Origin of the sequence: Achromobacter sp. 2789STDY5608621 (assembly GCF_001299375.1) — a bacterium.
Taxonomy (GTDB): domain Bacteria; phylum Pseudomonadota; class Gammaproteobacteria; order Burkholderiales; family Burkholderiaceae_B; genus Achromobacter; species Achromobacter insuavis.
Map to the genome: position 1 here is coordinate 1 of NZ_CYTU01000085.1, position 11,826 is coordinate 11,826.

The following is an 11,826-nucleotide window of genomic DNA, read 5'->3' on the forward strand; positions in this document are numbered from 1 at the left end:
CGCCGGCCACGATCGAGTGGCTGGCGCCCGAATCGCCCGCGCAGATGCGCACCTCGCTCGAGTTCTACAACCAGCTTGGATTCCTGCTGCAGTTCGCGCCGGTGGCGCACAGCGAGAAGTCGCTGCGCAAGCGGCTGGACAGCATGCGCATCCGGCCCGGCGCGCCGGCGGTCGCGGAGGGCAGCAATCCGCGCCTGCGCCAGGTCATGCAGGAAGGCATGCACGACGGCCAGAACGAGATCGACAAACGCCGCCTGGCGCTGGACGGCAAGGCCGACACGCTGTTCGGCGACCGCCGCACGCTCGGCAACGACTATCTGGCGCGCGCCACTGGCGCGCAGGTCGGCCTGGGCACGGACAGCCGCGAAGAATCGATCACCACGGTGCTGGCCACCGACGCCGCGGGCCAGCCGCTGGACGGCGCCCAGCCGTATACGTTGCGGTTCGCGCCGCGCGCCTTGCCGCCGGTCAATGCGTTCTGGTCGGTGACGCTGCAGCGTCCGGCCGGGGCCGCGCAGGCGCCCCAGGCCGTCCGGCGCACGCTGGTGGATTCGTCGATGCTGCCCGCGCTCAAGCGCGATCGCGACGGCGGACTGACGCTGCACATCCAGCCCCAGACGCCCGGCAAGGGCGGCGAGGCCAACTGGCTGCCGGCGCCGGCGGGGCCGTTCACGATCACGCTGCGCTATTACTGGCCCAAGCCGGCCTTGCTGGACGGCAGCTGGCAATCGCCGCAGCCGCAGCGCGTCGGGCTTTGACGCACCGGCCCTGACAGTGGCGCGCGAGGCCGCGTCCGCCTGGCCGGCGCGCGCGTCGGCAAGCGGTCTGACGCCGTGGCGCGGCGTCAGAGGTCTTCGCTGCGCCAGACCTTCAACACACGTCCGAAAATCTGCAGATCCATGTCTTCGGTGATGTCCCAGGCATCGTATTTGGTGTTCTCGGACTTGGCGCGGATCAGCAGGCCCTGGGCGCTGGGAATGCGCTGCAGGCGCTTGATGAAGCCCTCGTTGCCGACACGAAAGAAAAACACGCCGTCGACTTCCGCCTTGACCACGCCGAGGTCAACCAGCAGCGGATCGCCCGGGTTGTACATGGGCCGCATGCTGTCGCCGAAACCCGTCACCACGCAAAGGTTGGCGGCCGCGGTGTAGTGGCGCAGGTTCTTGTGCAGCCATTCCTGGCTGACGCGCAGGCTCTGGATCACGCCGGGCTGGTCGCGCAGTTCGACGCCCGCGCCCATGGCGCCGCCGGTATCGAAGCGGGGGATGCGCAGATCATCGCCCGCGCCGTGGTCCACCCGCGGCGGTTCGCCGCCGCCGGCATCGGCCAGCACGACGTCCGGCGGATACTGCGCCGACTCGTCCAGCAATTGTTCGAGTGACAGCCCCAATCCCGCCGCCAGGCGAGCCGCGTATTTGGAACGTTCGCTGTCGCGCCCCTCGAGCGCGGCGATGGTGCCCACGCCCACGCCGGTGCGCGCTTCCAGCTGTTCCAGGGTGAGACCGAGAGCGGCGCGATAGCGCCTGATTTGTTTTCCGAGAGCCATGGTGTCAACGCTAAACAGTTGTGGAAAATTGTGCAACAACAAGTGTTGAAAACGGGATTATACATTTGTAGAATCTTACTCATGGATTACCCAAAACGTGTGCTGTTATCAGACGGAAGCGTGGGTAGCGTATCGCTACCAAAGGGCTTCTCTCCCTCATCCATCCGGACCGCCGCAATGGCGATCCGCAACACCGGCGCCCGGGCGGCGCCACCTCGGCAGCGTCCGCCAGCGACGGACACCGGCATCGAACTCAATGGCAAGGAGCGGCAAATGAATCAGGCAGGAAACATGGCATTGCAGGCCCCGCAGGGCTGGGTCGCGGCGGCATCGCAGGCGGGCGCCGCCATCGCGCGTTCCTTTGTGTCGCGGCCGGCGGAGCGGGCCGGTTGGCAGCAGGCGGCGCAGGGCCGCAACCAGAAGGGGCAGAACATGACGCGGGAAGAGTCGGATCAGGTCGAAGCGCTGATCATGGAGTGGTACCACTGGAGCCGGGGCTACCGGCCCAAGCTGGGCGTCGGCCGGGTCTCGGCGTTCGCGCGCGGCATGACGGCCGACGAGGCCTACGACGACGAAGACGTCGATGCCCGCCTGGCCGCCGCGCGCGGCGAGCAGACCGAGTTGTGTATCGACGAGCTGCCGTGGCAGCAGCGCTCCGCGATCGGCGTGCATGCCGGCAACCGGGCGGCCGGCGCTCGCGTTTTCAGCAACCCGCGCCTGACGCCCGAGCAGCAGCACGCCGCCTACCAGGAAGCCAAGGTCGCCCTGCTGCCGGCATTGCGCCGGCGCGGGCTGGTGACGGCGCCGCAAGTGCGACACGCCGATCGCGCAAAGGCTTGCGGCGCGGGCGCCACATCCGCATAATTGAGTCGTCGGGCCAAGTTGCGCCCGAAGAAAATCTGAACGTACCGACCAAGCCCCTCGGCAATTGCCGCGGGGCTTTTTCATGGCCGCTCCGGATCTCCGGAAACGCCTTTGTTGCCCGCCTCTGGCGGGCTTTTTTTTTGGAGTCTGCAATGGCAGGTACTACCGTTTCGCAATTCGTTCAAACCCAGGGCACCCAGCTGGAAGTGTCGACCACGGCCACCGAAGACCTGGGCGCCGCCGGCCTGACCTACGCCGATCTGGCCATCACCATCAAGGACCCGAACTTCCAGGGCGGCCAGACCACCGAGATCGACGTCACCGTGCTCAAGTCCACCGCCAAGGAATACGCCCTGGGCCTGGACGACAGCGGCACCTTCAGCATGGCCGGCAACTGGAAGGCTGGCGATCCCGCCCAGAAGGCGCTGGTGGCCGCGCGCAGCGACAAGAAGACCCGCGCCTTCCGCGTGACCTTCGCCGACGGCGCCAAGTTCGAGTTCCTCGGCCTGGTGACGCAATACCAGTGGCAAGGCCAGCTGGACAACGTCGTGTCCGCCACGTTCAACGTGCGCGTCACCGGCGCCGTCAAGCTGACCGACGCGCCCGCCAACGGGGGCTGAGCGCCATGACGGACACGTCGATCAATTCCTCTTCTCGCGCCGCGGGCCTGCGCGGCCTGGCGGTCGACCCGCTGGCCGGCTTCGCCCACGAAATCCTGACCGTGCCGCAATGGCAGGACGCGCGCGTCATCGTGCGCGCGCCCAGCGCCGGCGACCATCTGTTCCATATCCGCGCGATCTGGGCGGCGGCGGGCGTGGTGCCGGGCGAGGACAACGAGGTGGTGCGCGCCAAGCTGGACGCGCCGGGCGTGGACTACACCCGCGCCTCGGCCAGCCTGCTGGTGCGCACGCTGTTCGAGCAGACCGAACAGGGGCCGCGCCGCGTCTTCGACGACGAAGACGTCGACGTCGTGGCCGCGGCCTACGGGCTGGCGCACGCCACGCTGGTGGCCAAGGCGATCGAGCTGGGCAACCTCGGGGAGGGGGCGCAGGAGCGCGCAAAAAAGCCCTCCAGGAAACGCCAGACCTCCGTTTCCTGATGGTCCTGGCGCTTCGACTGGGGCGCACGCTGGGCGAGTTGATGGACACCATCGACACCCATGAAGTGTCGCTGTGGCGCGAATGGGACCGGACGTCTCCGCTGGGAGACGACCGGGCCGATGTGCTCGCCGCCAGCCTGGCCGCCACGGTGGCGCGGGCGGCGGGGGCCAAGGTGCGCGCCACCGACATGCTGGTGCGCTGGGGCGCGCAAGACGAGGAACCTCCCGCCGAAGCGGGGGCGGACGCGTTGAAGGCGTTCCTGATGTCGAAGATCAAGAAGGGGTCTTGACGACGTGTCCGGCCCGCGCGAGCGGGCCGGAGGCGGATCTATGTGAGGTATAGGACCATGGCAAACAACAACAACGCCGCGAACATCGCGGCGGAAACCTCGGCGCTCAGACAGAACACCGCCGAGCTCAATCGCAATGCGGCGGCCCGGCGGGCGTGGGAGAGCGCCGTTGCGCGGGCCGCGACCGTGTGCCAGAAAAGCAACGACACCACCGACAAGGGCACCGACGGCAAGAAAAAGTCGACGGACGCGCTGAACAAGCATGCCCAGGCGATCCGGTCCGAGGCGGTCGAGCAGGCGCTGGCGGAAATGAAAAAGACCGGCGCGATGCTGGGCCGGACATCCGAAACCGCGAAGATGGAGTACGAAACCGAAGCCGGCCGGTTCGCGGGCGAGAGTCCCAGCGACAAGTACAGCCTGACGACCGCTGCGTGGGATCTCGACAGGCTGCGCGACCAGACGAAGATGCGCGCCTATATCGAGAATCTCGCGGATCCCGATGCGGAATCCAGACGCGAGAAGACCCAGAAGCAGGGTGCGCTCGATGACGCGCTGCGAGATGGCACGCTCAGCCAGGACAAGTACGACAAGGAGCGGCGCAATCTCGGACTCGTCGAGAAGGACGGCGACTTCATGGCGAAGGTGAACGACAAGCTGCTCGAATCGGCGCGCAACGGCGCGGGCAAGATCCAGGACATTCTGGGCACCAAGATGTATGACTTCGTCTCCGAGAAATTCGACAAGATGGGGCTGTCGTTCCTGGACAACGTGGCCAAGATGGTGACATCGGCCGCCTCCGCCCAGCTCATGGAGACGTTGCTGGGCAAGGAATTCATGTCGGGTTCGGGCGGCCTGGGCGGCTGGATCGGCCAGGCAGGGGGCTTCATTGCAGGGCTGTTCGGCTCGGGTGGCGCAAGCAGCGCCAGCAGCGCCATCGTGCCGTCGGTGGCCCAGGCGTTTCCCGTCCAGTTCGCCAAAGGCGGCGCCTTCACCAACGGCATGACCGCCAGCCCCGTCGCCTTCCCCATGGGCGTCATGGGCGAAGCCGGCCCCGAGGCCATCATGCCGCTGCATCGCGGCGCCGACGGCTCGCTCGGCATCCGCGCCGCTTTCCCGAATGTGGGCGGCGACACGGGTCAGGCCGCGGGCGGCGTGTCCGTCAACGTCTATGTGCAGGACGGCAACGTCAGTTCCTCGAGCGAATCGGGCGAGGGCGGCTGGCAGCAGTTCGGCCAGCAGATAGGCGAATACGTCACCCAGCTGGTCGACCGCCGCATGACGCAATCGTATCGCCAGGGCGGCCTGGCCTGGCAAGCCAACAACAACCGTTTAGCGGGGGCATGATCATGGCAATCGAAACCTTCACCTGGTCGCCGCGCGTCAATCCGCAAGGGCGGACCAAGTTTCGCGTGCTGACCGCGCAGTTCGGCGATGGCTACAGCCAGACCGCGGCCGACGGCATCAACAACAAAGTGGCCTCGTGGCCGCTGCAGTTCTCCGGCTCGGGAGCGCAGGTCGGGCCGATCGTGGCGTTCCTGGACCGGCACCAGGGGTATCGGAACTTCCAGTGGCAACCGCCGCTGGGCGAGCCAGGCTACTACACCGCGACGGATTACGACCTGACCGCGATGGGCGGCGAGATGTACTCGCTGGCCGTGACCTTCCAACAAGTCTTCAGGCCCTGACACCATGGCAACCCTACAAGCGATCAATGTCGGCAAGACCGACAACGACCAGGCGGGCGATCCGCTGCGCGTGGCCATGCAGAAGGTGAACGCGAACTTCGCCGACGTGCAGTCCGGACTGGCTGGCCTGTGGAACGCGTCGGCGCTTGGCGCGACGGTGGACCTGAACACGCTGACGAACCCCGGACGCTATCACCAGGGCACCAACGCCAACGCGTTGACGGGCAGCAATTATCCGATCGCGAACGCCGGCCTGCTGGAAGTGGCGGCTTCCGCGGACGGCCTGTTCGTGTACCAGGAATACACCCAGTACCGGTCGGGCGCCTATTCGCGTCGTTTCTGGCGCTCGTTCTATGGCGGCATCTGGGCCGCCTGGCAGGAGCTGCCGGCGCTGTCGCAGAAAGGGGCCGCCAATGGCCTGGCCACGCTGGACGCGAATGGCAAGGTTCCCGTGGCGCAGATCCCGAGCGCGTTCGCGGCCGTCCTGCCGACGACCGCGCACGACCTGGACGACTACGCAACGCCGGGTTCGTTCTATCAGTCCACCATCGCCGGGGCCACGGCGGGCGCCCATTATCCGGTGGCCAACGTCGGCTTCCTTGAAGTCACGGCCACCGGCACGCCGGTGGCGCAGGTCTACACCACCCGCACCAATGTCGCGGCCGCCATGCAGCGCTTCTGGCGCGTGCGGGTGTCGGCCACCACCTGGTCCGCCTGGAAGGAACTGACCGACGTCTCGACCGTGGTGTCCTATGCCGGTTCGATGGCAGCCGCGCAGGATCTGAACGGCTATACGCAACGGGGACTGTGGGCCGTCGCCACGTCGGCGATCGCGGCCGGGGGCAGCAATTTCCCGATCGGACAGTCGGGCTACCTGCTGGTCATGTCGGCCTCGCCCCAGGGCGGCGCCAGCGTCACCTCCGGCGTGTGCCAGGTGTACTACGCCGGCAATGGCAACAAGGTCTACAACCGGTCGCTGATCACCGGCACCTGGTCGTCCTGGGTGGCCAGCGTCGATTCGGCGCAGCTGGCGGCGCCGGGCGGCATTGCCACGCTGGACGCTGGCGGCAAGGTGCCGCAGGCGCAGATCCCGGGCGTCAACGCGCGGCCGCTGGGCGCCGCGGATGACCTGGATACCTATGCCACGCCGGGCGACTATAGCCAGAACACCAATGCGGCCGCGGCGGCCGGAGCGAACTATCCCGCGCCGCTGGCGGGCCTGCTGTCGGTGAAATTCGGCACCGGCAGCAACAACGCGGTGTACCAGGAGTACACCACCTATACGCTGGCCAATCCGCGCAAATTCATCCGCAACCGCTTCCAGAGCGCCGGCGTCGCCACCTGGGGCGCCTGGTTCGAGCAGGCTCGCGCCGATCAGGCCATGACGCATGTCTACCTGACCGCCGCGACGGACGCCAACACGCTGATCGCCGACAACACGTTCTACACCTGGGTCGGCGCCACGCCCATGTCGGCCGGATCGAACTGGCCGCCCAGCGCCGCCGTCAATGCCGGCTACATGAATGTCTATTGGCTGTCGGCGGGCATCGTGTGCCAGGAAATGTCGGTGCTCTTCACCGGTCAGAAACCGCGCCGGTATGTGCGCCACGGCAACACCACCAACGGCAGCTGGCAACCGTGGCGCGCCGTGGGCAGCTGGAGCAATGCGCTGCAGATGCCGACCGCGGATTGCGGCGACATCTACGTCGACGGCGCGGGCTGGCACCGCTGGAATGGCACGGCCTACGCGAAATACGATCCGAACGTGGCGCAGGACCTGGCGTTCGATTCCGCAACCTGGAAAGTCCGGGGCGCAATGGGTTTCGGGCCCAATGCGGGCGGGGTCTTCCAGAGCCTGTCGGGGGCCGGCAACCTGAATGTCGCACCCGGCACCGCCGCCGCGGGCAGCCGCGTGAACGTGTGGCAGGACAGCGGCGCCAACGCCAGCGTGCTGTCCCTGCAGTGCTTTCCGTCGGGCTCGTACATCACCAGCGGCAGAACCGGGACGGGCGCCTACCAGCCGCTGATCTTCGAAGTCATCGGCTATGACTGCGGGCGCATCAACACCGCCGCCACCTGGGTCCTGGGCGCGGAATACAACCGTAATTACCTGGTGCGGCAGGCCATCAACTTCGAGGGTGGCGGCAGCCGCTTCGGCACGCTGTACAGCCCGCAGGCGGACCACACGTCGCCCATCGTATTCACCAACGCCGCCGGCGGGCTGGTGGGCACCATCCAGACCTCGCCGTCGGCAACCTCGTACAACACCACGTCGGACTACCGGGTGAAGTACGACATCGAGGACATGGACGGCGCCTGGGCCTTGCGGTCCGTGCTGCGCATGCGGCCACGCACGTTCCGGATGGTGATGGATGACAGCGCGCAGGATGGCTTCATCGCGCATGAACTGCAGGAAGTGGCGCCGCTGGCCGTGTCGGGCGAAAAGGACGCGGTCATGACCGATGTCCACGGCGCCGCGCCACGCATGAAGTTGCAAGGCGTCGACAGCTCCAAGCTGGTCGCGCGCATGGTCTGCGCCATGCAGGAAATGCACCGGCGTATCGAGGAACTGACCAGGCAGGTCGAGCGCCTGCGTGGCGAGGCCGGCGAGTCCGGGCAACCGCCACGGCAGGCCGGGGAGGAATAGCAATGGGTATTTATTCAGACGTTCAAAAGCTGGAAGTCGGCGCGTTGGTCGAGCTGTTCGAGCTGGATGCGACGGCCATCGGCGGCCAGGTCCTGCGTTTCCATGGCTACACGCAAGTGGGCGCCATCTGGTGGCAGGGGCAGCAGTACGATCCGTGGGCCATCCGCGCCGAAGGGTTCGAACTGGTGGGAGAGGGGCAGCAGCCCTCGCCGACGCTGTCGGTGGGCAATATCGGGCAGGATGACAAAGGTAAGCCGGTGGTGGGCGTGATCTCGGCGCTCTGCGTCCACCTGGATGACCTGGTGGGCGCGCGCGTGGTGGTGCGCCGCACGCTCGGGAAGTATCTGGATGCGGTCAATTTCCCGCAGGGCAATCCCACCGCCGACCCGCAGGAAGAGTTGCCGCAGGAAGTCTGGCTGGTGCAGCAAAAGACCGCCGAGACCGCCGAGGTGGTGGAATTCTCGCTGTCCAGCGCGCTGGATTTCAATGGCCAGAAGCTGCCCGACCGGCCGATCATCGCTGGCGTGTGCTCGTGGCTGCGCAAGGGCGGCTATCGCGGCCCCTACTGCGGTTACACCGGCAGCCGCATGTTCGACCTGGATGGCAAGCCGGTCAGCGATCCGACGCTGGACCGCTGTTCGGGCCTGATGTCCGACTGCAAGAAGCGCTTCGGCGAGTACGAAGTCATCAACTTCGGCGGTTTTCCATCCGCCGACCTGGTCAGGGGATAGGCATGCTCAAACGCACGATGCAGGCCATCCGCGACCATGGCGTGGCGACGTATCCGCAGGAATGCTGCGGCCTGGTGGTCAAGGCGGGCCGACGCGAATGGTATGTGCCGTGCCGCAACACCGCCGCCAGCGAAGAGCACTTCGTCATGTCGGCGCGGGACTACGCGGCGGCCGAGGAAAGCGGACGGATCACGGCCGTGGTGCACTCGCACCCGGACGCGACGGCGCTGCCCAGCGAAGCCGATCGGGTGGCCTGCGAGGCGTCCGGCCTGCCCTGGTACATCGTCGCCGTGGCCAAGGACCTGGACGGCAGGATCAAGGCTGGCGAGATCCGCGGCTTCACGCCGGAGGGCTTCCAGGCGCCGCTATTGGGGCGCCAGTTCGCGCACGGCGTGCTCGATTGCTATTCGCTGGTGCGCGACTGGTATGCGCGCGAACGCGGCATCAAGCTGCCGGACTTTCCGCGCGAGGATGGCTGGTGGGAACCTGGCCGCGCCGGCGACCTGTATATGGATCACTACGCCGAGGCGGGCTTTCGCCCGCTGCAGCCGCATGAAGCGCTGGCGCCGGGCGACGTGGTGGTGATGCAGGTGCGTTCGGATCGCGCCAACCATGCCGGCGTGTTTCTCGGCGCGCAGCCGTTGGGCGAGGCGCCGGACCTGTTTCCGCTGCCCGACGCGATGCTGCACCACCTGTATGGGCGCGACTCCGAGCGGGTCGTGTATGGCGGATTCTGGCGCGAAGCCACCCGGGTGGTGCTGCGCCATGGAGAAAAGACATGAACGACAGGACACGAGTGGTCCGACTCTACGGCTGGCTGGGCGCGCGCTTCGGCCGTGAACACCGTCTGGCCGTGGCCAGTCCGGCCGAGGCGGTGCGGGCGCTGTGCGCCCTGTTGCCGGGCTTCGAACGCGCGCTCGCGAACAGCGAGCAACGGGGCGTGCGCTTCGCCTGCTTCGCCGGCCGCCGCAATCTGTCGGAAGACGAATTGGGGCATCCGGTGGGCGCGGACGCCATCCGCATCGCGCCGGTGCTGGCGGGCGCCAAGAACGGCGGCCTGTTCCAGACGGTGCTGGGGGCGGTGCTGATCGCCGCGGCGGCGTTCTACAGCGGCGGCCTGACGGCGGCGTTCACGGCGGGGGGCATGGTTCAGGCCACGGCCACGCTGGGCCTGTCGATGATGCTGGGCGGCGTCGCGCAGATGCTGTCGCCGCAGCAGCGGCTGCTCAGCGCCAGGGACAGGCCGGAGAACGGCGCCTCCTACAACTTCAACGGGCCCGTCAACACGACGGCACAGGGCAATCCCGTGCCGCTGCTGTACGGGGAAATGTTCGTCGGCAGCGCCACGATCTCCGCGGGCATCTATTCGGAAGACCAGGTATGAAACAACGACATCGCATCAGGAACAGGGCGCCCGCGGGCGCCTTTTCTTTTGGCGGCAAGCCGCTGGCCGAGGGCCAGGGCCTTGTCGGCCACAAGGGCAAGGGCGGCGGCGGCGGCCGCACGCCGGTGGAATCGCCCGACAGCCTGCACAGCACCGCCTACGCGCGCGTCATCGACCTGCTGGGCGAAGGCGAGATCTACGGTCCCGTGCACGGCATGGACAACGCGCTGCGCGATGTCTACCTGAACGGCACGCCCGTGGCCAACGAGGACGGCTCGCTGAACTTCAGCGGCGCGTCGATCGACTTTCGCACCGGCACGCAGCTGCAGGAGCCGCTGCCCGGCTTTCCCGCGTCGGAAAGCACCATCGGCATCAACGCCGAGCTCAAGTCGAGCCAGCCGTGGACGCGTCTGTTCACCAACCTGCAGGCTTCCGCCGTGCGGGTCACGCTGGCGGTCGAAGGCCTGAGCCGCGCGGACACCAAGAACGGCGACATCAACGGCTACCGCGTCGAATACGTGATCGAGCTGAACACCGACGGCGCCGGCTACCAGACGGTGCTGTCGACCGCGTTCGACGGCAAGACCACCCAGCGCTATACGCGCTCGCACCGCATCGAGCTGCCGCGCGCGCGCCAGGGCTGGACCGTGCGCGTGCGCCGCGTGACGCCCAACGCCAACAGCAACACCATCTCGGACCGCACCGTGGTGGACACGGTCACCGAGATCGTCGACGCCAAGCTGCGCTATCCGATGTCGGCGCTGGTGGGCATCAAGATCGACGCGTCGCAGTTCCAGAGCATTCCCACCCGCGCGTACCACGTGCGCGGCCGCATCATCCGGGTGCCGTCCAACTATCACCCGGACCTGCGCCGCTATGACGGCGTGTGGGACGGCACCTTCAAGCTGGCCTGGACCAACAACCCGGCCTGGGTGTTCTACGACCTCATCAGCAACGACCGCTATGGCCTGGGCACGCGCGTGCCGGCGGGCTGGCTGGACAAGTGGGGCCTGTACCAGATCGGCCGCTATTGCGACGAGATGGTCGATGACGGCTTCGGCGGAAAGGAACCGCGCTTCACCTGCAACGTCTACCTGCAACAGGCGGCCGACGCCTACCGGGTGGTGCAGGACTTCGCCTCCATTTTCCGCGGCATGGCTTATTGGGCCAACGCCGCCGTGTTCGCCTCGGCCGACATGCCGGGCGATCCGGTCTACACGTTCTCGTCGGCCAACGTGGTCGATGGCCGCTTCAACTACGTCGGCTCGGCGCTGACCACGCGCTACACCGTGGCGCTGGTGTCCTGGAACGACATGTCCGAAATGGGTCGCCAGAAGGTCGAGTACGTCGAGAACCGCGAAGGCATCGCGCGCTATGGAATCCAGCAGGTGGAAGTGACCGGGTTCGGCTGCACCTCGCGCGGCCAGGCGCACCGGATCGGCAAGTGGATGCTGCTGACCTCCAACCTGGAGACGCGCTCGGTCACGTTCTCGGTCGGCCTGGATGCCTGCCGCGTGCGGCCGGGCAGCGTGATCCGCGTGGCCGACCAGCACCTGGCGGGCCGCCGCATCGGCGGCCGG

General features: G+C 67.4%; 13 protein-coding genes. 12 read left to right on the plus strand and 1 reads right to left on the minus strand.

Features of this window, described 5'->3' with window-relative positions; translation table 11 throughout:
• Nucleotides 1-758 (plus strand): DUF1214 domain-containing protein (locus AOZ53_RS32470; RefSeq protein ID WP_156333599.1); only part of this gene is annotated, 758 nt, incomplete at its 5' end.
• Nucleotides 759-844: 86 nt separating this feature from the next.
• Here the strand turns inward: AOZ53_RS32470 and AOZ53_RS32475 are convergent.
• Nucleotides 845-1,546 (minus strand): XRE family transcriptional regulator, encoded by a 702-nt coding sequence (locus tag AOZ53_RS32475; protein WP_082380423.1) that lies wholly within the window; start codon nt 1,544-1,546, stop codon nt 845-847.
• A 177-nt stretch (nt 1,547-1,723) separates the two neighbouring features.
• Between AOZ53_RS32475 and AOZ53_RS32480 the strand changes: the two genes are divergently transcribed.
• The 11 genes from AOZ53_RS32480 to AOZ53_RS32530 all read left to right on the plus strand — a co-directional run.
• The gene (locus AOZ53_RS32480; protein ID WP_231689918.1) at nt 1,724-2,410 is read left to right on the plus strand and encodes a hypothetical protein; all 687 of its coding nucleotides are present in this window, start codon (nt 1,724-1,726) and stop codon (nt 2,408-2,410) included.
• A 152-nt stretch (nt 2,411-2,562) separates the two neighbouring features.
• Nucleotides 2,563-3,030, plus strand: a complete 468-nt coding sequence (locus AOZ53_RS32485; RefSeq protein ID WP_049076510.1) for a phage tail tube protein — start codon at nt 2,563-2,565, stop codon at nt 3,028-3,030.
• Nucleotides 3,031-3,035: 5 nt separating this feature from the next.
• A complete protein-coding gene (locus AOZ53_RS32490) occupies nt 3,036-3,509 on the plus strand; it encodes a phage tail assembly chaperone (protein WP_054490979.1) in 474 nt (157 codons plus the stop codon).
• A gap of 41 nt (nt 3,510-3,550) precedes the next feature.
• Nucleotides 3,551-3,799 carry a phage tail assembly protein T gene (locus AOZ53_RS32495; RefSeq protein ID WP_231689917.1) on the plus strand — a complete coding sequence of 83 codons (249 nt, stop codon included), beginning with the start codon at nt 3,551-3,553 and terminating at the stop codon, nt 3,797-3,799.
• A gap of 57 nt (nt 3,800-3,856) precedes the next feature.
• A complete protein-coding gene (locus AOZ53_RS32500; RefSeq protein WP_054429166.1) occupies nt 3,857-5,143 on the plus strand; it encodes a phage tail tape measure protein in 1,287 nt (428 codons plus the stop codon).
• Between the two features lie 2 nt (nt 5,144-5,145).
• On the plus strand, nt 5,146-5,484 hold the full coding sequence (locus AOZ53_RS32505) for a phage tail protein (protein ID WP_054475743.1): 339 nt from the start codon (nt 5,146-5,148) through the stop codon (nt 5,482-5,484).
• 4 nt (nt 5,485-5,488) lie between these two features.
• The gene (locus AOZ53_RS32510; protein WP_054490981.1) at nt 5,489-8,131 is read left to right on the plus strand and encodes a pyocin knob domain-containing S74 family peptidase; all 2,643 of its coding nucleotides are present in this window, start codon (nt 5,489-5,491) and stop codon (nt 8,129-8,131) included.
• 2 nt (nt 8,132-8,133) lie between these two features.
• The gene (locus AOZ53_RS32515) at nt 8,134-8,862 is read left to right on the plus strand and encodes a phage minor tail protein L (RefSeq protein ID WP_054429164.1); all 729 of its coding nucleotides are present in this window, start codon (nt 8,134-8,136) and stop codon (nt 8,860-8,862) included.
• Between the two features lie 2 nt (nt 8,863-8,864).
• Nucleotides 8,865-9,644 carry a C40 family peptidase gene (locus AOZ53_RS32520; RefSeq protein WP_054490983.1) on the plus strand — a complete coding sequence of 260 codons (780 nt, stop codon included), beginning with the start codon at nt 8,865-8,867 and terminating at the stop codon, nt 9,642-9,644.
• Entirely contained in the window at nt 9,641-10,246 is a 606-nt protein-coding gene (locus AOZ53_RS32525) for a tail assembly protein (protein WP_054429162.1), read from the plus strand. The genes AOZ53_RS32520 and AOZ53_RS32525 overlap by 4 nt, the downstream gene beginning before the upstream one ends.
• Nucleotides 10,243-11,826: TipJ family phage tail tip protein (locus tag AOZ53_RS32530; protein ID WP_197286555.1), on the plus strand; the 1,584-nt coding region annotated here is incomplete at its 3' end. The genes AOZ53_RS32525 and AOZ53_RS32530, both read left to right, overlap by 4 nt.